Origin of the sequence: Bacillus sp. BML-BC051, assembly GCF_019656175.1 — a bacterium.
Taxonomy (GTDB): domain Bacteria; phylum Bacillota; class Bacilli; order Bacillales; family Bacillaceae_G; genus Bacillus_A; species Bacillus_A mobilis.
Genome location: NZ_BPLI01000051.1, coordinates 39,234 through 62,102 on the forward strand (window position 1 = coordinate 39,234; position 22,869 = coordinate 62,102).

Genomic DNA, 22,869 nt, shown 5'->3' on the forward strand with positions numbered 1-22,869 from the left:
TTCTTTATTTTTTTATCATATCATTCAAAGTCTGATCCCCCGTATTGTTCAAATGAGGATTTTTGCTCATTTCACGTTTTAACATATCAATGCTTTGCGTATATTCTGTATCATTTAAAGCGCCAGATTGAAGTCCTTGAATTTGAGAAATCAACTTTTGGTCTGTTGATACATATGCTTTATAATAGCGAGGGACGATGGACAAAGCAGCTTTATATACTTGATCTGCTACGAGCTTTGGATCCGTTGTGTTTGCACGGTATACAACAAATACTTCATCATCGGTAACGAGCGTAGCAGCGTTTGTAACGTCAGGAAGTTTGACTGTCATGCTTGTAATCATTTCAGCGACTTTCTCACGGTTAATGGCTCCTACTTGTTTGTTAGATACTTCATGCTTTTGTTTAGATGAATAACCGACTCTCGTTAATCGTGTATTTGTATTTTCCGTATGATACATGTCGTTTTTATTGGAAACAAGAACACGACTTCCTTCTTCACGTTCCATTTCGGCTTTATTCGTTGATTGACAGCCTGCAAATAAGGAAAGAGTGAGGAGAGAGAGTAGAATTTGTTTTTTCACGATGTATCACCTCCTTCTCCATAGCATGCACTAATTTTCAATTTTTTGTATTTGAAATTGTTGGTTGGTATGCTTTGTGATACGATAAAAAGAAGAATGCTTAGAGAGGAAGTTAATGATGGAGCAAAAGCAAGAGCAAGAGATGCATGCTACGGTGAGCATTAATAATGTTCAGTACGAAGTAATTAAAAACTTTCGTGATGGTTTTAGTGAAGAAGCATTTAAAGAGCGTTATGCAGAAATTTTAAATAAATATGATTACATCGTTGGGGACTGGGGTTATGAGCAACTTAGGTTGCGCGGTTTCTTTGATGATAGTAATCAACGTTCGACATATGATACGAAAATTAGTACTTTATCAGAGTATTTATACGAGTACTGTAACTTCGGTTGTGCACACTTCGTATTACGAAAAATGAAGAAATAAAGAAATCCTCTTACGATTGTAAGAGGATTTTTTGCATATTCTCACTTATAAACAAATTGAGATATAATCTCCTTCAGAGAGTATGGCGTTTGGTTTCATTAGTTGTCCGTTTAATTGAATATCCCCATTTTTAATTTTATCCACAATGCGTGTACGGCTCCAGTCGGAAATATATGTGGATAAAGCTTTATCCATTCGATGGGAACCGAAAACGAGGTCTAATACAATCGTAATTTCAGCTATGCCGTTTTCTTTATGTTGCGTAATGGAAATGGTAGTAGTTGTTTCTGTTTGATCTTGCTGCGTCATGTCGACTGTTTCAACGTGATCAGTAAATGCTTTATAAATACGAAGTTTTTGATTCCATGTATGATCTTTCGAACATTTATAAATGGCAAAGCGGTATATATTTTTTCCATTGGCGTTATGCCTACGAATATTCGTGTCAGTAAATAGGGTAGTGCGTCTGCAATTTTTACAATACTTTTCGATTGTGTTTTGCTCATTTTCATATAAGCTCCAAGAAAGTTGTACTTTCTGCATTTTCCTTCACCTCTTATAGGATTGGTAAAGAAACGTAATACAGCTATTTGGATGTCTTGTAGTATGAAGACATGAGAAATAGACAAAAATAAAAGGAGGTTCCCCAAAGAGGAACCTCCGTAAACATCATACTACAGATGCGTTACGTTCCTTTGTAATGGGAATGGGCAGACTACTCCCTTGAAAAAGCACGGTGCTTTTTTGAGAGTAATGCTATCCAATTGCTGGTCCACTACAAAGTAAATGTCGGCATACGTAGATAACGTCCTTTCTATCCAAATAGATTTATTCTTAATTATAATATAAGGTTTGAAAATTCAAAATACTTATAGTGAAAAAACACCAGCTAAAATAGCTGGTGTCTACGATAAATTATATAAGTTCAAATAAAAATGAGCGTAGTTCTTCTGCAATTTCTTCAGTCATAGAAAATGCATGCTCTAAGTAGCCTGGTTCGTTTAAATCGTCAGGACCGATGATTGCAAATTTATTGCGCTGCATATCAAGGACAATTGTTTTACCGTAATGACGATCGGAGTATAAAAGCGCTAAATCATGACGCTCATTTTCTCCCATAAAGCTAACGAAACGAGTTCTTGTAGCGACTGTATCGTCGTACAGAAAGAAACGTTCTTCCATACACATGGCTCCTTTATTAAATATCTAAGTTTAAGTGTGGTTTATGATCTAAATGGTGATGCGTTTTAATGAATCGTACCGTTCTTGTTTTGTAGCGCATAACGATAGAATATGTTTCAGCTAAATCTCCGCCAAGGAATTTAACACCGTCTAATAACTCACCAGCAGATACACCAGTTGCTGAGAAGATTGCATCATCCCCAGATACTAAGTCATCTAACATAAGAAGTTGACGAGGATCTTCTAATCCCATTTCACGACAACGAGCTTCTTCTTCTTCGTTCATTGGAACTAAGCGAGCTTGCATTTCACCTTCAAGGCATTTTAATGCTGCTGCAGAAATAACGCCTTCTGGAGCTCCGCCAATACCTACGAATAAGTCGATACCCGTTCCAGGTAGTGCTGTTGCGATTGACGCACCAACATCACCATCACCAAATAATTTTACGCGTGCACCTTTTGCACGAACACGGTCAATAATATCTTGATGACGTTCACGTTCTTGAACGATAACCGTTAGGTCACGAATCTTTTTATTGTTAGCTTCTGCTACAATTTCAATTGTTTTTTCAATTGGATCATCTAAGCTAATTTTACCAGCTGCTTTTGGACCAACCGCGATTTTTTCCATGTACATATCAGGAGCATGAAGAAGGTTTCCTTTATCTGCGATTGCGATAACTGCCATTGCATTTGCAAGACCTTTTGCAACGATGTTTGTACCTTCTAATGGATCAACGGCGATATCTACTTCTGGACCGTTACCTGTTCCTAGTTCTTCACCAATATATAACATCGGTGCTTCATCAAGTTCTCCTTCACCAATTACAACTGTACCTGCCATGTTTACTGAATCGAACATATCACGCATTGCTGTAGTTGCTGCATCATCTGCTTCATTCTTCTTTCCGCGGCCCATCCACTGTGCGGATGCTAATGCTGCTGCTTCTGTTACACGGACAATTTCTAGTGCGAGTTCACGTTCCAAGATTCCATTCCTCCAATTTCAAAAATCATACAAATATAACTATAACAAATTACGGGGAAAAGGTGAATTCGAAAAATTGTCGATTTTTTCAGAAGAAAGCGTTACAATTAAAATGTAAATGCTTTAATTTCCAGGTAGGTGACATTCATGTATTTTGTAGACAGAAAGAAAATAGAACAAATGCTAGTATGTTTAGAACGAGCAACAAGTACATTTCAAGAGAAAAAGATATATGAAACCGAGTTTGAATTTTACGCATTAGAACGCATAGCGCATCTAATTATTGATTGTGTATTAGATGTAGGAAATGCGATGATTGATGGATTTATTATGCGCGATCCAGGAAGCTATGAAGATATTATTGATATTTTAATGGACGAGCGAGTGATAAGTGCAGAAGATGGACAAGGGATGAAAGAAATTATCCTTCTTCGAAAAATGCTTACGCAAGATTATATTCAAATGAATCATGATGAATTATATAAGACGATTCAAAAACATATTGCAGTGGTAGAGAAATACCCAGCAAATATTCGCAGTTATTTAGAAAAGGAATTAGGGCCTGTATCTGCATTTGTACCAGAATAATTATGCTTATAAGATCCCCAGGACTATCTTTTGGGGATCTTATATTGTATGTGAGAAAGTAAGGGAAAAGGGAGAAGGGTTAAGCATGGGGGAAGCACGTACGACGAAAGATGAAATTGTACAATTGTTGAAAGTAAAGGGAGAGCACACGGTAGCGGAACTAGCTGACGTTTTAGAGATTACAGAAATGGCAATCCGAAGACATTTAAGTAATCTCGAGAAAGATGGTTTAATCTATTCCAAGATGGTAAGGCAACATGTCGGAAGACCAACTTATTTGTATGGATTAAGCGAAAAGGGAGAAGATACATTCCCGAAGGAGTATAAGCAATTTGCGATTGATATGCTAGAAGATTTAGCTCGAATGGGCGATGAAAAAATACTTCGTTACGTTTTAAAAGAGAGAACGAAGCGAATGGAAGAACAGCTACAAAAACGAGTGAGTAATCAAAAGAATTTAGCATATAAAGTGCAAGAGATAGCAGCTATGCAAGAGAAAAATGGTTATATGGTTCAAATAAAGAGAGATGGAGAGAACTCTTTCGTAATTGAAAAACAAAACTGTCCATTAAAGGAAATTGCAGAGAGATTCCCGCAAGTATGTGAAGATGAAAAAGAGATGTATAATCGTTTATTTGCAGGAGCAGATGTAAAGACGCTAGCAAACATGTGCGAGGGCGATTGTAGTTGTTCTTACCAAGTAAAAGAGAAAAAATGAACGTTATGGGGCGCTTTTAGGTAAAGCGTTTTTTTCTTTTTGAAAAGCGGGTAATATAAGAGTGGTATGATAAGGTGAGAACGTTAGCATAGAAGGAGAGACATAATGATGTATAAAGGTTACTTAATTGACTTAGACGGTACAATGTATCGCGGAGAAGAACAAATTGAAGAAGCGAGCGACTTCGTAAAAGCATTAGGAGAGCGCGGCATTCCGTATTTATTTGTTACAAATAACTCAACGCGTAAACCAGAACAGGTGGCAGAAAAACTTGTTCGTTTCGATATTCCAGCGAAAGCAGAGCAAGTATTCACAACGAGTATGGCGACAGCGAACTTTATTTATGAACGTAAACAAGACGCAACTGTATATATGATTGGTGAAGAAGGCTTACATGATGCGCTTGTGGAAAAAGGCTTTGAACTTGTGGATGAAAATCCTGATTTCGTTGTTGTCGGTTTAGATCGTGACATCACATATGAAAAATTAGCAAAAGCTTGTCTTGCTGTGCGTAACGGCGCAACGTTTATTTCTACAAATGGGGACATTGCCATTCCGACTGAGCGCGGATTATTACCAGGTAACGGCTCATTAACATCAGTTGTAGCAGTATCAACAGGTGTGGATCCAATCTTTATCGGAAAACCAGAATCGATCATTATGGAACAAGCGTTAAAAGTGCTTGGTATAGGAAAAGATGAAGCATTAATGGTTGGGGATAACTACGATACAGACATTTTAGCGGGAGTAAATGCTGGCATGCATACGCTTCTTGTCCACACTGGAGTCACAACTGTGGAGAAGTTAACAGAATATGAAGTACAACCAACGCAAGTTGTGCATAACTTGACGGAGTGGATTGAGAAGATGTAATGAAATGCAGGTAACCGAAATAGGTTACCTGTTTTTTTATGCATAATTGCATATGTGTTATTGTCATATAAAATGTAAAATTTATATGTAATGATATTTGAGGGAGGGAATCAGAGTGTACTGGATGTCATGTATTATGTTTGTTTTTACATTATGTGTTTTATTTTTTGTTCTATGGAAGATATATAAAATAAATGAAATGAAAAAAAGCTCAGGAAAACTCATTGCAATGTATCCTCGGGTGAAAAGACGTTGGATTGCATTACTTGGACCAGCATATTTCATTGGGCAATGTATGTATATATATGCTCAGTACGTAAGTGGTGATATTGATACAGTTGAACATTTTCTCATTCAGCTAGGTATTCATGCTGTAGCAAGTTGTTTTATGACTTTAATAGCTATCCATCTTATTAAAAGTGTACAAATATATGAAAAAGGTGTAGTAGACGGATTAAACTTTTATTCATACGAAGAATTAAAAGGCTATAAAACATCAACATGGGAAAATCCAAAAGAAAATATATTTTTATATCGCGGGCGAGAAAAAATGAATGACAATGTAAATTTACTTATTAGACAGGAAGATATGAATGAATTAGAAAGCATTCTTCAAAGATATATTCCGAAATTAATGATGAAATAAAAAAACTCCGGTTTTAACAACCGGAGTTTTTTATTAGAATGCACGATTCACAACATCTTTAACTTCTTCAAGATATTGCTTACGCACACTGTTATCCACAGAAGGAACACTCGTATAGAATGTATGCTCAATTGTTTCAATACCTGTAAATTCAAAAATACCAACATCTGCTGTTTTCTTCATTGCTTCAAACATACCGCCTGCTGTGTATGCTTCTTTCGTATTTCCCATTGTAGATAATAGTAAGCCTTTTTTACCGCTTAATAACTTCTCGATACCATTTTCACCGTAAGCATAAGCGAAGCCGTGGCTAAATACACGGTCAACGTATCCTTTTAAAATAGCAGGAAGACCCGCCCACCAAACTGGGTAAATAAATGTAATGCTATCAGCCCAAGAGATATGCTCTTGTTCTGCTTTAATATCTTCTGGTGTGTTTCCTTGAGAAAATGAGATGAAATCGGAAGCGCCTAATACTGGATCGAAGTTTAATTCGTATAGATCGCGAACGCGTACTTCATGACCTTTTCCTTCTAACTCATGTTTTACAGTTTCTAAAATCGCATGGTTGAAGCTTTCTGTATTTGGGTGTGCATAAACGATTACATGTTTCATTGTTATTCCTCCTATTTGTGGATATGTGAATAGCTTTTATGTATTCGTGTAACTATTATGGTTACTTTTTTTACGAGAGTCAATTTTTCTGACATGAGAAATATTAGTGTGTGACAAAAAAATACAAAATAGTAGGGATTTTGTATTTTTGAATAGAATATATAGATTGGTAAATAGAGAGAGAAGGGGATATGGGGATGAATATTATTGAAATTGAAAGGTTAGAAAAATCGTTTGATATTGGGGATAGTAAAGTAAAGATATTAAAAGGTATTAATCTTCAAATTCAAAAAGGAGATTTCGTTTGTATTATGGGGGCAAGTGGTTCAGGGAAAACAACTTTATTGCAGCTATTAGGTGGATTAGATATTCCATCGGTAGGTAGTATTCGAGTTGACGGTACAGAGATTTCAACGTTAAAAGAAAAAGAGCTCGCTTTATTTAGAAGACATAAAATCGGTTTTATTTTTCAACAGTTTAATTTGATTCCGGTGTTTAGTGCAGAGGAAAATGTAGGATTACCGTTACTGTTGGATAATGTATCGCAAAAGAAGGCAACGGTGACAGCAACTCGTTTATTAGAGCTTGTTGGGTTAAAAGGAAAAGAAAAGCATTTACCAGCGCAGTTATCAGGTGGGCAACAGCAAAGGGTTGCGATAGCAAGAGCTTTTGCAAATGAGCCGGCAATTATATTAGCGGATGAGCCAACAGGGGCATTAGACTCAGAAAACAGCAAAAATATCATCGCGGCACTTCGAAATGCGTGTGATGAGTTAGGACAAACAGCTGTTGTTGTAACGCACGACCCGTTCGTAGCGGCTCATGCGGATAAAGTTGTTTTCTTATTAGATGGTGAAGTGATTCATGAACACGCTGAAAGTAAAGGGTGGAAGTTTCGAAATATCTCGCAACAAGTTACTCACATTCAAGAAATTATGAATCGTCACTTTAAAGTAGGAGGTAAAGGTGATGCGATGGGTAATTAAGTATGCGGTAAAATCGATGAAACAAAATTGGCTGCGAAATATGTTGATTGCCCTCGGTGCAGCTTTAGGTGTTATGTTAGCGACGATGTTATTACTAGGTAATCAATCAGTAGAACAAAGTGTGAAGGAACAAGTAGTAAGCCGGTATGGAGATTATAATTTACAATTTGGCTATATAAAAAATGATATGTATTTAAATAATGAAAGTTTAAAAGGAATAGATGGCTTAGAAAATGCCGAAAAAATATCAAAAGCACTTATACCGTATCCTTTTCCACATTATAAAGAGTTATCGGGAAAGCCATCTTATTGGGGTGTTGAGCAAGATTCTCCAGAAATGCATTCTTATAAAATATTAGAAGGGCGATATCCGAAAGAAGGTGCTGAAGTAGCGCTGACAAAAGGGTATACAGATCGTGAAAATATACGTGTAGGAGATACGATTAAACTGCCATTCCCGCAGTATGGAGAAAAGACTGTGAAAGTCGTCGGTATTTTAAATCCACCGTTAATGGCATCAATGGGGCATAGTGCTTATTTTCCAATCTATTGGCTTCAAAAAGAATTAAATTTACCAAATCAATTCAATCTCATTCAAGTGAAAGTACAAGATGTAAATGTGAAAAAAGCAATTGCTTTTGATGTACATAAAAGGATTGAAAATATAAAGGTGGACCAACGTACTTATGTTGATAAGGCATTTGAACGGCTAAATGTAATGAAGCCGTTAATTTTTAGTTTAGGTGGTATTGCCTTATTTGTAGTAGCCCTTTTAATAATGGGAAGTTTCTTCTTATCTGTTAGAAGTCGGTTTAAGCAGTGGGCATTATTACGTGCACTCGGTAGTAACCCAAATCAAATTATATTAGTCGTTTTATTAGAGGCTTTATGTATCGGAGCAATCGGATCGCTAGCAGGGGTTATTCTTGGGGCAGGTACGCAAACAATTGCAGCATCATTCATTAACAAATGGGTGAATATTGAGGGGGCAGGGAAAGCATCATTCTCGATTTCAGGTGAGATTTTACTCATTACTTTTTTATTAGGGATTGTTATGTCTATCATAGGGGCCATTATACCAGCTTTTATGGTTAGAAAGATTCCACCAGTTCAAGCACTTCGGCCAGGTCTTCCTAGTAATGAGAAAAAAGAAAAAAGATGGAGTACTTTTAGCCTTAGCATTTTAATCATTGGTACTGTTATTGGACTCACGGGCAACATATTAGAGCAGTATATCGGTTTTAATCCAAGTGCGATAGGGGCGCTTTTATTTGCAGTCGGTTTGTTATTTGCGATTCCGTTCTTTATTCGTATGATAGCACCAGTGATTGCAAAACCGTTTCAAATGATATTACGAATTGAAACGACGATTAGTAGCCGGAATGTAATTCGTTATCGGAATAAGGCAGCTGTGTCGGTTGCTATACTAGCATTCGGTTTTATGTTAGCACTTGTTGGAACGATGTATATAAACTCTATTTACGAAGGCATGAAAGATGGGTTACAAAAACATTTACCAGCTGATTTAGTAATAAGAATTCCAATAGAATCGCAAAGTACTGAAGTATTACCATTTAGTTGGATGGAGAAGATTAAAAAAATTGATAGTGTAGAAGAGAGCGTAGCAAATGTTACTGACTTTACAGCGAAGCTTATAAATTATGATTTTAAAAAAGCGGATCAAGAGTGGTATGAAAATGTGAGGAAAGATGATTTTGAATATGATGTGATAGAGGTTGTGGGGAATGATATTGTTGCTTATCAAAAAGTAACAAAAGCGAAAGTGATTACAGGACAAGATTTAAATAAGCCATTAAAAGATGGTGAGGGAGTCGTTACGAAGAGAACTGCTAAAACATTAGGGATTCAGTTGCATGATACGATTGAAGTACAAGGAAAAGGGAAAGAAAAACAAACGATTAAAGTCGTTTCGATTATTGAGCAAGGATTAAGGTTAAGAGGGTTAGATATTTTTGTAAATGAACAATGGGCTCGCGATAAGTTCCACGTACAAGGATATGAAGCGATTCAAATTATGACAAATTCTAATCAATCATTTGAATCGATTAAGAAGCAAGTAAAAGAAATTACAAATAATAAAGAGAATGTAGAAGTTATAAACAGTTATGATTTATTGAAAGAACAAGAGCAGTTATTATCGCAAATGATGATGTTAATTCGCTTGTTAGTTGTAATTGTTTTCATTATTTCTGGTATAGGATTAATGAATGCGATAGTCGCAAGCTTGCATGAAAGACGTGCTGAAATTAGTATGATTCGTGCGGTAGGAGCTATTCCGAAGCAAATGAGACGGATCGTTTTATTAGAGGGAACTTTACTTGGAGCGATAGCTGGTTGTATTGGCATTTTTGGTGGGATTTTGTTTAGCTATATTGTGTTATCAAGTCTTGAGCTAACAGTTATTATCATTCCGTATAATCAAGTCTTCATATTGGCTCTAGCTAGTCTGATGCTTGGGGCAGGGGCAGCATTGATTGCTTCCTTACAATTAAGAAAGTTTAAATTAAGTGATACTTTAAAGGAGTTATCAGCATAAAAGATTGCTATACCCCGCTCATACAAAGAACAAAGAAAACAAATAAAATGATAACAATACCAATGCCGAAGTTAAATACGAGAGTACTATCCATATTATGTAACCTCCTTATTTGAAAGTAAAAAGCACTCTAGCCAAGAGTGCTTTTTTATTTTGAGTCTACTTCACAATTTTTAGAAAGAGATTCATGGGTGTAAAGAATTACATTATTTTATGTGTTTATATTTTGAAATGAGTAAGTCCTCGTGAGATATAAAAAAAAGACACTCTTTAGAGTGTCTTTCATGATGACAAAATATGCCAATTGCTTGAGTTTGAAAAGGTGCTAATATCCGTTTTAACGCCTTTTCTTTGATCAAGAAGTGTAGCAACAGCGATTCAAATAAATTGTACCATTTGATTTATAGGTGTGCGTATGCAATTATGCATATTCCAATTAGAGGGAAATGAGGCGCGAAAAATGAATGAGTATATATAGAATATTTGATTAGGGGAGAGAAGGATGAATATACACAAGTTAACGGTAGCAGAAGCAAATGAGATAAATACGTGGAAGTACGAAGAACCTTATAATTTATATAGTTTTTCAGGAGAGGAAGAAGTAATAGAAGAATTATTAGATGGGACATATTATGGCTGTTGTGACGATAAGGGAGAGTTTATCGGCTATTTTTGTTTTGGGGAAAATGCACAAGTACCAGGTGGAAGAGATGCTCATTTATATGGTGGAGAAGATGTAATTGATATCGGACTTGGCATGAAGCCATCGTTAACAGGGAAAGGGCTGGGAAAAATGTTTTTTCAATCTGGGATAGCGTTTGCTGCGAAAGAATATAAGCCAAAAACGTTCCGACTTAGTGTAGCGACATTTAATACAAGAGCGATTACGCTATATAAAAACATAGGTTTTCAGCAAGGTCCTATTTTTTTGAGTCGCGGAAGAGAATTTATGCTCATGGAATATGAAAGACCGTCAGTATGAAACTGACGGTCTTTCATGTTTTATCCCGCTTTAATGGGCAGTAAGACCCCCACCTCAAAATTAAAGTTTCACTTTATTATTCCGAATGCTCAGCTCTATGTGCTAAGCGGCTTGAAGCAGCGGCAGCGATCCCGCCAACGATATCATCAAGGAATGTATGCACCTTTCCAGATGATTTATCATTTAAGAATTCTAAAATACCAGGTTTTAATTTATCGATATATCCAAAGTTCGTGAAACCGATAGAGCCGTACACATTAACGATAGAAAGTGCGATCACTTCATCAATTCCGTATAAGCCTTCATCACGTTTTACGATATCTTGTAACGGCTCACTTAACATTCCTTTTTCAGCAAGGACATCGAGTTCGATACCAGTAATTAGTGCGTTTTGTACTTCACGTTTTGATAGTACACGCTCAACGTTATAACGGCATTCTGACATCTCTAAATTTGGATGATATTTTTTTTGAAGAAAATGAACAAGCTCAGCAATATCGTCAATTGTTACACCACGTTCTTGTAATAGTTGTAATGCTCTTTCTTGTAGTTGATTTGATTCTTTCATGTTTATCACCTTTTTTTCTTTTTAGTATTTGTATACGTTTCGTTGCTTTATCATGTGCATAGGAATGAAAGGCGAGCACAAGCTCATATATATAAAGAAAAACCATAGGTGGCGACTGCGATGATTCATCATATTTATGAGCATTATCATATGCATGTTAAAGAATTAATCCCCCTTGGCCCCTATAAAAGCTTTTGGATTCGCAACAAAATTTATGTACTTGTTCCAATTGGAGAAATGGAGGAAGAAGTACTTGTAGAGATGAAAAAGCTCAGTGACTATATGAACCAGCAAGGGGATATAACTGTAGCGACTTTCGTTCCGACTATACACGGCTACTATGTATGTGAGATAGAAGAACAAAATTACTGCTTATTAAAAGGTATGCGTACGTTAGAACGACATGCTACGTCATTAGGAAGTGAGCTTTCTATATTCCATAAACGAGGTGCATTCTTTCCAGAAGAAGTTGAGCAATTAAGCCGCATTGGTGAATGGAAAGCGTTATGGGAAAAAAGGCTCGATCAATTAGAAAAGTTTTGGCAATCACAAGTGATGAACCACCCTACAGACGTATTCGATCAATTGTTTATTGAATCCTTCCCGTATTACTTAGGAGTTGCAGAAAATGCAATTCAATATGTTGTTGATACAGAAATGGATGATACGCCGCAACTAACTGATGCAGCAACAATTTGCCAAGAACGATTCACACCTTTATTATGGCATCAAACGAAGCGTCTCAAACTTCCTTTCGATTGGGTGTATGATCACCCAACTCGAGATATGGCAGAATTAATTCGCTATATGATGATAGAAAAAAAGAAAGACTGGGAGCAAACAATCGTTCAATTTGTTACAGATTATGAACGGAATTATTCGCTATCCTCATTTGGTTGGCGCCTATTATTTGCAAGGCTCTTATTCCCGCTTCACTACTTTGAAACAGTCGAACGATATTACCAAACAGGAAACGAAGAACAAAAAAGCATATATAGAGATCGCTTAGAAGCCATTTTACACGATGTGAACCGCTCTGAGCAATTTATGAAGCACTTTTATGGCTCACTTCGTTTACCAGTCGATAAGTTAGGGATTAGGAAATTAGATTGGCTATCTTAAAATATAAAAAAGAGACCGATTGAGGTCTCTTTTTTATATATCACAATTGTATGTAATACATTATGCCCCTACCTGTTGATCTGCACATATATTTAAAATGAATTGATGTCTTTCGATTTTTTCATTTACTTTACTCAATAATTCTTGCTGAATTTCTTTAAATAAAAATTGATAACTTGCATTCCATGTTGGTATAACGGATGAAAGGTCTAATAAATACTCTTTTTTCTTTTCTAGTTCTTGAATTGTTAAGAAAGTGTTCCCCATTTTTGGCATGTGTCGTCCCCCTATGTTTTTTACTTTTATATGTGTGAACGATTCTATAGTATTAATTATCTCACTTTTTGAGAAGGATTTCCAATTTTGTTTTATGATGTTAAAGGAGAAGTGTTTTTTGAATAAAAAAAGAGACCCAAATGGGTCTCTTTCTAGGAAGCGATTCTGAACGAGCCGCTTCCGCTTTTAGATTAATATCCAGCACCAGCGGCTAGAACAGTCGGCCATTTCGCGCCTTCCTGTGAGGCAAAAAGCGCCTCTTCGTCAGGAGCTCCAATGACCTCCTGTTCTGAACGAGCCGCTTCCGCTTTTAGATTAAAATACTTGTTCTACTTCAATAACGCCTGGTACTTCTTCTAGTAATGCGCGTTCGATACCAGCTTTTAGTGTGATTGTAGAACTTGGGCAGCTTCCGCAAGCACCCATAAGGCGTAATTTTACGATACCTTCTTCAATGTCTACTAATTCAACGTCTCCGCCATCGCGAAGTAAGAATGGACGTAATTTATCTAATACTTCTAGTACTTGTTCTTCCATATGTGGGTTTTCCATTTTTATCGACTCCTTTCATCAGTTTTATTATAATCAAGATAGAGGGGAAAATCTATTTTTTCTGTTCTTGTTTTAATGTCGAAATTTTTTATCATGTTTACAACGTGTTTTTTCAGTATAGGGGTATGGAATAAGTTTGTAAAATGATGTGCTTATGTACTAAGACATCTGAATATACTGTTGAAACAAGAAGTGGGGGAGAAGAAATGGTTAATGTGCAAGTGTATGGGACGAAAGTAATTTGTGCGAGCTGCGTTGGAATGCCATCTTCAACAGAAACATTTGAGTGGCTACAAGCGGCGATTGGTCGTAAATATGAAGGACAAGAAAATAAATTTAATTTCGAGTATATTGATTTTCAAGAAGAACAAGAAGATGAAGATAAAAAAGCATTCGCAGAGCGCGTAGTGGAAGAAGATTTATTTTATCCGGTCGTTCTTGTAAATGGGGAAATTGTTGGAGAAGGAAATCCTCGTTTGAAGGATGTTTACGAAGAAATCGAGAAATATTTATAAAACAGGAAGCCTTTGCGAATTTGCGAAGGCTTTTTTTATTGGAGGGATAGATGTGCAAAATGGAGTGAAGCATGCGTTACCAACGGAAGTACAACAGTTAATGGAGCGGTACACAATAGAATTAAAAGAAATTTTTTTAGATGAGAAAATAGTCGGGGTATATATTTACGGATCCATCGCACTCGGTGCATTTCATGGAGAAACGAGCGATGTTGATTTTATTACAGTAATAAGTGATTCCGTGAATGAAGCTGAAAAACAGCAACTTGTCGAACTTCATAAGAAAATTAGTGGTAGTACGTTAGGTAAGAGAATGGATGGTATGTATATCCCGCTTGCTGATTTAGGGAAATACAATGATGAAATGAATGAGTACGTGTATTGTGCAGATGGTAAAGCGAATGTAGGTCATTGGGATATTAATGCGGTCACATGGTGGACGTTAAAAAATCAAGGTATTACAGTTACCGGGAAAGAAGCGGAAGATCTTCCGTTTCAAATAAAGTGGGACGATGTAGTCAATACGATGAAATATAACGTAGAACAGTACTGGAGTGAAAAAGCGAAGCAGCCGTATTTATTTTTCATAGAAGAGTGGGTAGAATCAGCTGTCGTTACGATGGGCCGTATTTTATATACACTAGATCATAAAACAATCGTTTCAAAAGATAGTGGATTGCAATACTTGTTAGAACGTTCAGGAGAAGAATGGGAGCTTTTATTAAAAGAAGTAGCGAGAATACGGCAAAATCCAAAAGAAAAACGAATGCTCTCAAGGTGGAGAAGGGCAGATATGACGAGGAAGTACTTATTGCATTTAATTGAAACATGTAGAGAGAAATGGTAGGGGAAAAACAGACGATACAGTAAATTGTATCGTCTGTTTTCGTGTTAAAAATGGTATATAATGGTTTAAAAGGTTTAATTATACTGGAGGGGATAGGGTGAACACAGAATTAGCTACATATGAAGAAAAGAATGTACAAATGAGTATGATCGAAGTAATCAGTATGATAATAATTATTTTTGGGGTAATGCATGGAATTGGTTTTTTGAACCTTATATATGACTCTTCCTTATATCCATGGTATGTAGATCATCTTATTCCGCCTTTAACATTTTTTACTATTATTTTAATATATGCACCAGCAAGAAATTACTGTGTGCATTTAGTAAAATCAATACAGTTCAATAATTTTAAGCATTATGTAACGATAGTAATGACGATGATCGTACTGCTTATATATCTTGCGGTATTAAATTTAGTTTTACCATATGGGCTTGGTGTGGATGAAGCTAATCTAGTAATAGAGCCTACTAAAAGTGAAATCATTTTATACGTAGTTGTACTCACGATTTTTGCACCGATTTGGGAAGAGCTTCTATTTCGTGGGATATTTTTCACGAAATTATCTCAGCGTTTCTCTACACGTAGTAGTGCCGTTATAAGTGCTTTTATATTTACTTTAGGTCATCCCCTTACAGTAGGGAGTGTTTTATATATTTTTGGTATGGGTGTATGTTTAGCCTACACATATAAGAAAACAAATAATTTACTCGTTCCAATTGGAATTCATGTATTAAACAATTCATTTTATTTATTATTGAATTTTCAACTGTAAAAAGACGCCTTTTTGAAAAGGGCGTCTTTTTGTAGTGTCTTTACACACATTGTGTAGAGACAAGGTAATACAAAATATAAATAGTTTCATGTGAAACATTTTTATTATCAAATATACAAAATGATTAACTTAGTGTATTAAACGTATCATTCATAAGTATTCTAATATATTTAAAAGTAAAATGAAATAATAAACGGGTAATTGTCAGAATATATTCGATTTCCTTTCATTTTTATGAAATATATGTACTTTTTGTTAGATTCCTTCTTTTTATTTCTATAAAATACACGTATGTAGAAATAAGAAAAGGATGATGTACGTGAAGGACACGGTTTTACAAGAAACAATTTCTCCGCAACAGTTAATACAGTCGTTCAAAAAAATACGGTGTATTATGACTTTAAGTGGGGGAAAGTAGAAAATCCAGCGCAAGGGAATACGTGGAATTGGGTAGCCTTTTTCTTCCCGCCTTTTTGGTTAGCTTATCGTAAAATGTATAAGTTATTTATTATACTTATGTTATTATCGGTTCCTAGTATATTTATCCCTCCTTTTATAGACATTCCAGATGGGATTTTTTTATCAATTGGTTTAGTTCTTCAATTAGGAATGATGATATTTACTGGATGGCAAGGAAACCGTTTATATTATAAGCACGCTATTTGTATTTTACATAAGGGAGACAATATGCCTGATCATGAAAAGGCGTATTACTTACAATCAAAGGGTGGCGCTAGTTTTGCTCGCATGATTGGACTTTCCCTTTTACCAACTGAGCCGAATATTAAAAATGTTGTTCGTTCAAGTGATGAAGGTTTTACTTTAGAGATTATGACGGATAATCCAACTTGGAAGTATGTAAAGAAAGAAAAAGATTATGACGTAGTAGAGTTTACTGGTTATGATTATGAAGAGAAGAAAAACGTTAAAATTAAATTCGCTGTTTACTTCGGTGAAGACTATTTTGAATGGCAAGAAGTATATGAGAATAATAAGAAGTTAAGTGAAGAAGAGTTAGAAGAGTATCAATTTTACATTGAAGAAAATGGTTGGGGGTTCTAGTCAGAATTCGTTCATTTTGAAAAGAAGAATCTTGTGAAGGTTCTTCTTTTTGATTTGGAAACACCATACGAATTGAAAATTTGTAAAATACAATAAAAAATGAGAATTCCAGGTAGGCTTGTCAATAACGTAAGACTATGGCACTATAAAGAAATGCTGTACAAATTTTATTTATCGAGATGTAAACATCAATTTTGATTTTTACGTATAAATAATGAACGGAGGAAAGGAATTTATGGCTACTTTACCAAATTGTCCAAAATGTAATTCAGAATATACGTATGAGGATGGCGTTCTTTTCGTATGTCCTGAGTGTGCTCATGAGTGGGGCCAAGAAGCAGAAGTTGAAAATAATGATGGTGCAAAAGTTGTAAAAGATGCGAACGGAAACGTTCTTCAAGACGGCGATGCTGTTACTGTTATTAAAGATTTAAAAGTAAAAGGAACTTCTTCAGTTGTGAAGATCGGTACGAAAGTAAAGAGTATCCGTCTAGTTGATGGCGATCACGATATTGATTGCAAAATCGACGGTTTCGGAGCAATGAAGTTAAAATCACAATTCGTGAAGAAGGCGTAAGGAAAAAGAGGAGGCGAGTAGCCTCCTCTTTTTTATTGTCATTTTTTTTCGGTAAGTCGATATCATTTCATTTACCATGAACAGTGCACCATTTACCGAGTAAGAAGTATCCTTTACCGCCCGACATAGTCAATCTCTTTCAACTGACACCGCTTATTAAAGAATGTTTTGTATCCAAGCTGTAAGAAGATAATAACAGCAAAGGCAGTACTTCCTGAAATACCGAGTATGATAGCAATTTGATATTGAATGGCTGTAAATGGTGATACACCAGATAAGATTTGCCCTGTCATCATGCCCGGTAGGCTTATAATCCCCATTCCGACCATAGAATTAATCGTTGGTAAAATAGCAGAATCAAAAGCGTCGCGTATGAGCGGAGCAGTAGCCTCTTTCGGTGTTGCGCCGAGCATAAGGGCACCTTCGATTTGGCCTCTTTGCGATTTCATATTGTTTAAGAATGTATTTGCACCGAGAGAAACACCTGTCATTGCATTCCCGACTAACATTCCCGTAATCGGAACGATATATTGCGGTGCATACCAAGGGTCGTGACCGATAATAACAAAGATAAATAGTAGGAGTGGCCCGATTGATCCGGCAACCATGGAAAGAGCGGCTACTCGTTTTAATTCTTTAGACATCGGGATATTGACACGTTTATAAATATTAAAAATTGCAAAGGTAGTAATAGAAGTAATGAGAGCAATTGTATAAAATGGATTACTATTTTCAAATACGTATGTAAGGACATATGCAACAAGTACGAGCTGAATCGTCATACGGAATGTTGCGAGCGCAATTTGTTTTTCACGCGGAATCCCTTTTAATTTTACAAGTCCAATTAATATAAGAATAAAAATATATGCGGCGGCAAGTTGCCAAATTTGGAGTTCAATAACGCCCTTCAACTGAGAGCACTTCCTTTCTAGTTGCACCGTTTGTTTTGCTAATTTCAATAATATCGTCTGCAATTTCTTCTGGAAGTTGTTGTGAGTGTGTGATGAAGATAACTGTTTTTTTCTTTTCTTTTGCTAGTATAGTAAATTGTTTCATAACGCGGCGTTCTGTATCGCTATCTAGCGCCGAGGTTGGTTCATCTAATAAATAGACAGGTGGATCCATAAGTACGATACGTGCAAAAGCAAGTCGTTGTTTTTCCCCGCCTGATAAGGAATCAGCGTTGTCTTCTAAATTTTTTTCTAAACTAACAGTCGTTAATGCACTCCGCAGGGCATCATCATTTGGAAATGGTTTTTCAGAAAGACGAAGTCCCATTAATAGATTGTCTTTAATCGTTCCATCAAAAATAGGTGGCGTTTGCCCAAGCATGACTACGTCACGTCGTAATTGAATAGGAGGATAGTCAGAAATTAGCTTTCCGTTATATTCAATTGTACCGGATGTTGGTGATTGCAAATCATTTAGCATGCGGAGCAATGTGCTTTTTCCGCTCCCACTCTCACCGATAATACATGTGATTTTTTCTTTTTGAATCTGTAAATAAGGAATGTGTAGTATATCTTTATATGTAACGTCTTTTAATATAAACATAGATCGCTCCTTTCTGATTCTAGTTCTATCGTATCAAAAAAGGGAGGATAACGGTTATAAAGAGCAACGTTTTTTCTTCGTCTTGAGTTCTATTAATAAGTTAAGTAAACGATCTAATTCTTGGCTGAAAGAAATCACTTTATCATGAGTGAATCCGTACTTTTCAACGAGATAGATCAATTCTTTCTTCTTCGCTTCTATTCGATCGTTTAGTTTCGTTAAGTTCATAAGTGAAATGGAATACCTCCTGTAAAAGTATTTATAACATAAAAAATAAGACCGAATGAATTCGGTCTTAAAGGAAATAAAACAACTTATAAATAGCATACACTGTTTATCAATAGTTTTTAATATAAAAATGAAAAATAAATCATTACCCATATTGAGAAAGATGTGTCTGATAATTATATTGTAACTCATAAAAGGAGCTGCCTACTTAGTAGACAGCATGTAAAGTATTAACCCTTATGATATTTGTACATCCAAAGAAGACCGGATTTTAATAATCTCGGTACACGTCCCATTAATGGCTGGTTTGCGAGTAAACCGAAGCCGTGCTTCTTCCCAAGAGAGCCGAGAACACCTTTCAATTTAATAACAGGTAGTTCGTCAGGAAGGGGTTCATTATTCCAACGTTTTAATAATATTTGGACAATTTGTTCTCCTTGACCTTCAGCAAGTTGGGCAGATGGAGCGTGTGGAAGTGCTGCGCAATCTCCTACAACATAAACGTGCTCGTTATTTGGAATATTGTGATATTTTGTTAAAACAACCCGTCCGCTACCATCTTGTTCAACTGGAAGGTTTCGAACAACTTCATTTGCTTGAATACCAGCTGTCCAGACGATTGCATCACATTCAAGTGGTTCATCGTGGTTGTACACAATATTTGGTTCTACTTTTGTAATGTCAGAGTTTCGTATAATAGTAACTTTATGTTTTACGAACCATTCTTCTACGTATCTACTTAATTTCTCTGGATATGGGAATAGAATTCTATCTTTTCGATCAAATAAGTAAATTTTTAAATCAGAACGGCTTTCGCGAAGTTCACTTGCAACTTCAACGCCACTTAATCCAGCACCAACGACAGCTACTGTTGCATTTGGTTCTAGACTATTTAATTGTTCATATGTCTTACGTGTTTGTTCAATCGATTGTAGGCTATGTGTAAATTCCTTCGCCCCAGGAACGTTATGATATTTATCCTCACAGCCAAGACCGATAATTAAATCATCATATTGGATCGATTCACCGCCATCGAGATGAACAGCTTTTTCTTCGAGATCAATATTTGTTATTGTGCCGTATTGAATATTGAGGCGTGGGTGCTCAGGAAACGGTATACGAATATGCGTTTCTGAAATAGTACCCGCAACTAATGCATAATATTCAGTTTTGAAGCAATGATATGGTACTTTGTCGATTAATGTCACTTGTACATCATCTGGAAGTTGGTTGCTTGGAAGTAGCCGCTGCAGAATTCTCATTCCACCGTAGCCGCCACCTAGTATTACGAGGTGTTTCATGATGGATTACCCCTTTTCTGTTGAAATATCCCCTAATCATACAATTTTATATTAATAAAATATTTTGACTTTACTCAATCAAATTATATCGAATTTGTGAACAAATAACAATGCATGAATGAATACTCTGTTGTACAATAAGAAGAAAAGTAAAGTAAACTGTTTTGCCTTTTTAGTTACCATTTCATTGCAAGTAGCATGTTATATAAAATAAGACTATCTACTTTGAAGTGAAATAGTGAAGTAACTAAATAGTTTAGAATGTATAACGAAAACAACAAGAGACAGCTTAGTTTTCTTCTTATAGATAAAGTGAAACTTTAATCAGTGGGGGGTTCATCCCCACACTGATTATTAGTTGAACCAATCGGGCATTAACGGGCAGTTATCTCCCACCTAACTTCCTTGAGTTCGCCGAGTTTTGAGGTGGGAGTCTTACTGCCCGTTAATGCGGGGTAAAGTCAGAAGGTAATTTGTTTTGTAGTACAGGGGGGAGAATTTTGATTAAACCATTAATTGAATTTTGTGTAGGTAACCTTGCGAGTGGCTCACAAGCAGCTTTAGAAAAACTAGAAAAAGATCCGAATTTAGATGTAATGGAGTATGGTTGTTTAGGATATTGTGGCATTTGTTTTGAAGGACCGTTTGCACTTGTAAATGGTGAAGTAGTACAAGGTGCTACAGTAGAAGAACTTGTCCATAATGTATATGAGTATTTGGATGAAAATCCAATGTTTTAAGGTGTTGCAATCAGCAGCACCTTTTTCTTTTTCTATGAGATAAAATTTTGTTTCGCAGGGGAGGATAATATTGTATGTAAATAAAAAAAGACCCTTTTAGAAGGGCTTTTTTCTTACACAACTTGTGCAAGAATGGCTCATCGCCAAATGTTGTCAAATATGAGAAACGGGGGACATTCATATTGTGTTCTAAAAGCGTGCATTTTATACTTACAATAACAAACTATTTTTGGAGTGAATACAAATGAGCCAATTTTCTTTTACAAAAATGCATGGTCTTGGCAATAGTTATATATATGTAAATATGTTTGAAGAACAAATTCCTGAAGAAGATTTAGCTCTTGTGGCGGAAAAGGTTTCAAATATTAATACTGGTATTGGAGCAGATGGAATGATTTTAATTTGTCCATCTGACGTAGCTCCGGTGAAAATGCGCATGTTTAATAATGATGGATCAGAAGGAAAGAGCTGTGGTAACGGTTTACGCTGCGTAGCGAAATATGCGTATGAGCATAAACTAGTAGAAGAAACAGTTTTCACAATTGAAACGTTAGCTGGCATTGTAACGGCGGAGGTAACGGTAGAAGAAGGGAAAGTTACATTAGCGAAAATCGATATGGGAGCGCCGCGTTTAACACGTGCAGAAATACCGATGCTTGGTGAAGGTGAAACACCATTTATTCGTGAAAACTTCTTATACAATAATCATCGTTACGCATTTACAGCTGTTTCAATGGGGAATCCGCATGCGGTTATTTTTGTGGATGATGTAGAACAAGCACCACTTACAACACTTGGGCCAGTCCTTGAGACACATGAAATGTTTCCAGAGCGAGTAAATGTTGAATTCATCGAGATTTTGAATGAAGAAGAGATGAACTTCCGCGTTTGGGAACGAGGATCTGGTGTAACACAAGCTTGCGGAACAGGGGCGTGTGCTGCAGTTGTAGCCTCTATTTTAAATGGGAAAATGGAACGTGGTAAGGAAATTACAGTTCATTTAGCTGGTGGCGATTTAATGATTGCATGGACAGAAGAAGGCAATGTGTTAATGAAAGGACCAGCGGAAGTAATTTGCCGCGGAGTGTATGAGTACAAGATAGAAGCGTAAAGATGTATAATAGAATGAGAACAGAAAGGATGGTGTATTTCATGATTGAAGTAACAGAACAAGCAGCTTTTCAAATTAAAGATATGTTAAAAGATGCTGAAGATGGAGAGAAGTACGTGCGCCTTGCTGTACATGGCGGCGGATGTACTGGCCTTTCTTACGGCTTAGGATTTGAAGTAGAACCAAAAGAAGACGACACAGTTCTTGAGTTTTTTGGTGTTGAATTTGTTATCGATACAGAAAGTGCTCCAATTGTTAAAGGAGTAAAAATTGATTATAAACAATCGATGCTTGGCGGCGGATTTACAATCGACAATCCAAACGCAATCGCATCATGCGGATGTGGATCATCTTTCCGTACAGCGACGAATGCTGGTAAGCCGGAAGAGTGCTAAGTTTTTAGCAGAAATAGAGAAAGACCTTTTTAGCGATGAAATAAAATCGTTAAGGAGGTCTTTTTTTGTCGTAAAAAATCAAAAATGTCGCCTTCCAAATT

At 36.2% G+C, this 22,869-nt stretch carries 28 protein-coding genes and 1 pseudogene; 17 read left to right on the top strand and 12 right to left on the bottom strand.

The genetic code is table 11. The annotated features are described in order from the left end of the window. Positions 1-4: 4 nt before the first annotated feature. Positions 5-583: a YhcN/YlaJ family sporulation lipoprotein gene (locus K5S59_RS20275; RefSeq protein ID WP_000744136.1), complete on the bottom strand. Its 579-nt coding sequence runs from the start codon at positions 581-583 to the stop codon at positions 5-7. A 115-nt stretch (positions 584-698) separates the two neighbouring features. Here K5S59_RS20275 and K5S59_RS20280 point away from each other — a divergent pair, with 115 nt between their 5' ends. Then, on the top strand, positions 699-1,010 hold the full coding sequence (locus K5S59_RS20280; RefSeq protein ID WP_002073449.1) for a YutD family protein: 312 nt from the start codon (positions 699-701) through the stop codon (positions 1,008-1,010). A 45-nt stretch (positions 1,011-1,055) separates the two neighbouring features. Here K5S59_RS20280 and K5S59_RS20285 read toward each other — a convergent pair whose 3' ends face one another. The 3 genes from K5S59_RS20285 to glpX all read right to left on the bottom strand — a co-directional run bounded on the left by K5S59_RS20285 (position 1,056) and on the right by glpX (position 3,180). After that, positions 1,056-1,553 carry a hypothetical protein gene (locus tag K5S59_RS20285; protein WP_001174581.1) on the bottom strand — a complete coding sequence of 166 codons (498 nt, stop codon included), beginning with the start codon at positions 1,551-1,553 and terminating at the stop codon, positions 1,056-1,058. 372 nt (positions 1,554-1,925) lie between these two features. Then, on the bottom strand, positions 1,926-2,192 hold the full coding sequence (locus tag K5S59_RS20290; RefSeq protein ID WP_000392615.1) for a DUF3055 domain-containing protein: 267 nt from the start codon (positions 2,190-2,192) through the stop codon (positions 1,926-1,928). Between the two features lie 16 nt (positions 2,193-2,208). Beyond that, positions 2,209-3,180 carry a class II fructose-bisphosphatase gene (glpX, locus tag K5S59_RS20295; RefSeq protein ID WP_000439090.1) on the bottom strand — a complete coding sequence of 324 codons (972 nt, stop codon included), beginning with the start codon at positions 3,178-3,180 and terminating at the stop codon, positions 2,209-2,211. A gap of 147 nt (positions 3,181-3,327) precedes the next feature. Here glpX and K5S59_RS20300 point away from each other — a divergent pair, with 147 nt between their 5' ends. The 4 genes from K5S59_RS20300 to K5S59_RS20315 all read left to right on the top strand — a co-directional run bounded on the left by K5S59_RS20300 (position 3,328) and on the right by K5S59_RS20315 (position 6,005). Next, positions 3,328-3,768, top strand: coding sequence for a DUF86 domain-containing protein (locus tag K5S59_RS20300; RefSeq protein WP_000274001.1), 441 nt, complete (start codon positions 3,328-3,330; stop codon positions 3,766-3,768). An 85-nt stretch (positions 3,769-3,853) separates the two neighbouring features. After that, complete coding sequence (locus tag K5S59_RS20305) at positions 3,854-4,486, top strand: helix-turn-helix transcriptional regulator (RefSeq protein WP_000503348.1); 633 nt, start codon at positions 3,854-3,856, stop codon at positions 4,484-4,486. 108 nt (positions 4,487-4,594) lie between these two features. Further along, positions 4,595-5,359 (top strand): TIGR01457 family HAD-type hydrolase, encoded by a 765-nt coding sequence (locus tag K5S59_RS20310; protein ID WP_000276470.1) that lies wholly within the window; start codon positions 4,595-4,597, stop codon positions 5,357-5,359. Positions 5,360-5,474: 115 nt separating this feature from the next. Next, positions 5,475-6,005, top strand: a complete 531-nt coding sequence (locus K5S59_RS20315) for a hypothetical protein (protein ID WP_000289905.1) — start codon at positions 5,475-5,477, stop codon at positions 6,003-6,005. Between the two features lie 33 nt (positions 6,006-6,038). Here K5S59_RS20315 and K5S59_RS20320 read toward each other — a convergent pair whose 3' ends face one another. Beyond that, on the bottom strand, positions 6,039-6,620 hold the full coding sequence (locus K5S59_RS20320) for an NAD(P)H-dependent oxidoreductase (RefSeq protein ID WP_000683405.1): 582 nt from the start codon (positions 6,618-6,620) through the stop codon (positions 6,039-6,041). Positions 6,621-6,817: 197 nt separating this feature from the next. Between K5S59_RS20320 and K5S59_RS20325 the strand changes: the two genes are divergently transcribed. From K5S59_RS20325 to K5S59_RS20335, 3 genes are all read left to right on the top strand, one after another. After that, on the top strand, positions 6,818-7,606 hold the full coding sequence (locus K5S59_RS20325; RefSeq protein WP_098068396.1) for an ABC transporter ATP-binding protein: 789 nt from the start codon (positions 6,818-6,820) through the stop codon (positions 7,604-7,606). Continuing rightward, on the top strand, positions 7,590-10,163 hold the full coding sequence (locus K5S59_RS20330; protein WP_212981855.1) for an FtsX-like permease family protein: 2,574 nt from the start codon (positions 7,590-7,592) through the stop codon (positions 10,161-10,163). Before K5S59_RS20325 ends, K5S59_RS20330 begins: the two co-directional genes overlap by 17 nt. Before the next feature lie 502 nt (positions 10,164-10,665). After that, positions 10,666-11,145: a GNAT family N-acetyltransferase gene (locus K5S59_RS20335; RefSeq protein WP_001020822.1), complete on the top strand. Its 480-nt coding sequence runs from the start codon at positions 10,666-10,668 to the stop codon at positions 11,143-11,145. A gap of 76 nt (positions 11,146-11,221) precedes the next feature. Here the strand turns inward: K5S59_RS20335 and K5S59_RS20340 are convergent, their stop codons facing one another. Then, positions 11,222-11,713: a phosphatidylglycerophosphatase A family protein gene (locus K5S59_RS20340; RefSeq protein ID WP_000665100.1), complete on the bottom strand. Its 492-nt coding sequence runs from the start codon at positions 11,711-11,713 to the stop codon at positions 11,222-11,224. 120 nt (positions 11,714-11,833) lie between these two features. Here K5S59_RS20340 and yutH point away from each other — a divergent pair, with 120 nt between their 5' ends. Further along, entirely contained in the window at positions 11,834-12,835 is a 1,002-nt protein-coding gene (yutH, locus tag K5S59_RS20345) for a spore coat putative kinase YutH (RefSeq protein WP_000581261.1), read from the top strand. 60 nt (positions 12,836-12,895) lie between these two features. Here the strand turns inward: yutH and K5S59_RS20350 are convergent, their stop codons facing one another. Together K5S59_RS20350 and K5S59_RS20355 are read right to left on the bottom strand one after the other, a co-directional pair. Then, entirely contained in the window at positions 12,896-13,111 is a 216-nt protein-coding gene (locus K5S59_RS20350) for a hypothetical protein (RefSeq protein ID WP_001125489.1), read from the bottom strand. Positions 13,112-13,426: 315 nt separating this feature from the next. After that, positions 13,427-13,663, bottom strand: a complete 237-nt coding sequence (locus tag K5S59_RS20355; protein WP_000431158.1) for a NifU family protein — start codon at positions 13,661-13,663, stop codon at positions 13,427-13,429. Between the two features lie 206 nt (positions 13,664-13,869). On the opposite strand from K5S59_RS20355, the gene K5S59_RS20360 reads away from it, so the two are divergent. The 5 genes and pseudogenes from K5S59_RS20360 to phnA all read left to right on the top strand — a co-directional run bounded on the left by K5S59_RS20360 (position 13,870) and on the right by phnA (position 17,439). Next, on the top strand, positions 13,870-14,178 hold the full coding sequence (locus K5S59_RS20360) for a YuzD family protein (protein ID WP_000248590.1): 309 nt from the start codon (positions 13,870-13,872) through the stop codon (positions 14,176-14,178). Further along, positions 14,147-15,025: a nucleotidyltransferase domain-containing protein gene (locus K5S59_RS20365; protein ID WP_000494424.1), complete on the top strand. Its 879-nt coding sequence runs from the start codon at positions 14,147-14,149 to the stop codon at positions 15,023-15,025. The genes K5S59_RS20360 and K5S59_RS20365 overlap by 32 nt, the downstream gene beginning before the upstream one ends. A 97-nt stretch (positions 15,026-15,122) precedes the next feature. Next, the gene (locus K5S59_RS20370) at positions 15,123-15,800 is read left to right on the top strand and encodes a CPBP family intramembrane glutamic endopeptidase (RefSeq protein ID WP_098257804.1); all 678 of its coding nucleotides are present in this window, start codon (positions 15,123-15,125) and stop codon (positions 15,798-15,800) included. 313 nt (positions 15,801-16,113) lie between these two features. Further along, positions 16,114-16,862, top strand: a pseudogene (locus K5S59_RS20375) (DUF2628 domain-containing protein). 235 nt (positions 16,863-17,097) lie between these two features. Beyond that, on the top strand, positions 17,098-17,439 hold the full coding sequence (phnA, locus tag K5S59_RS20380) for an alkylphosphonate utilization operon protein PhnA (RefSeq protein ID WP_000212738.1): 342 nt from the start codon (positions 17,098-17,100) through the stop codon (positions 17,437-17,439). A 113-nt stretch (positions 17,440-17,552) separates the two neighbouring features. Here phnA and K5S59_RS20385 read toward each other — a convergent pair whose 3' ends face one another. The 4 genes from K5S59_RS20385 to K5S59_RS20400 all read right to left on the bottom strand — a co-directional run bounded on the left by K5S59_RS20385 (position 17,553) and on the right by K5S59_RS20400 (position 20,522). Then, positions 17,553-18,350, bottom strand: coding sequence for an ABC transporter permease (locus K5S59_RS20385; protein ID WP_098257803.1), 798 nt, complete (start codon positions 18,348-18,350; stop codon positions 17,553-17,555). Next, entirely contained in the window at positions 18,334-18,993 is a 660-nt protein-coding gene (locus K5S59_RS20390; protein WP_098257802.1) for an ABC transporter ATP-binding protein, read from the bottom strand. The genes K5S59_RS20385 and K5S59_RS20390 overlap by 17 nt, the downstream gene beginning before the upstream one ends. A gap of 54 nt (positions 18,994-19,047) precedes the next feature. Further along, complete coding sequence (locus K5S59_RS20395) at positions 19,048-19,221, bottom strand: aspartyl-phosphate phosphatase Spo0E family protein (RefSeq protein WP_001054620.1); 174 nt, start codon at positions 19,219-19,221, stop codon at positions 19,048-19,050. A gap of 230 nt (positions 19,222-19,451) precedes the next feature. Continuing rightward, entirely contained in the window at positions 19,452-20,522 is a 1,071-nt protein-coding gene (locus K5S59_RS20400; protein WP_000682069.1) for an NAD(P)/FAD-dependent oxidoreductase, read from the bottom strand. A 500-nt stretch (positions 20,523-21,022) separates the two neighbouring features. Between K5S59_RS20400 and K5S59_RS20405 the strand changes: the two genes are divergently transcribed. The 3 genes from K5S59_RS20405 to K5S59_RS20415 all read left to right on the top strand — a co-directional run bounded on the left by K5S59_RS20405 (position 21,023) and on the right by K5S59_RS20415 (position 22,768). Continuing rightward, the gene (locus K5S59_RS20405) at positions 21,023-21,262 is read left to right on the top strand and encodes a YuzB family protein (RefSeq protein ID WP_000595024.1); all 240 of its coding nucleotides are present in this window, start codon (positions 21,023-21,025) and stop codon (positions 21,260-21,262) included. Positions 21,263-21,506: 244 nt separating this feature from the next. After that, on the top strand, positions 21,507-22,373 hold the full coding sequence (gene dapF / locus K5S59_RS20410) for a diaminopimelate epimerase (protein WP_000077403.1): 867 nt from the start codon (positions 21,507-21,509) through the stop codon (positions 22,371-22,373). 41 nt (positions 22,374-22,414) lie between these two features. After that, entirely contained in the window at positions 22,415-22,768 is a 354-nt protein-coding gene (locus K5S59_RS20415; RefSeq protein WP_000573830.1) for a HesB/IscA family protein, read from the top strand. The last annotated feature ends 101 nt before the right edge of the window (positions 22,769-22,869 follow it).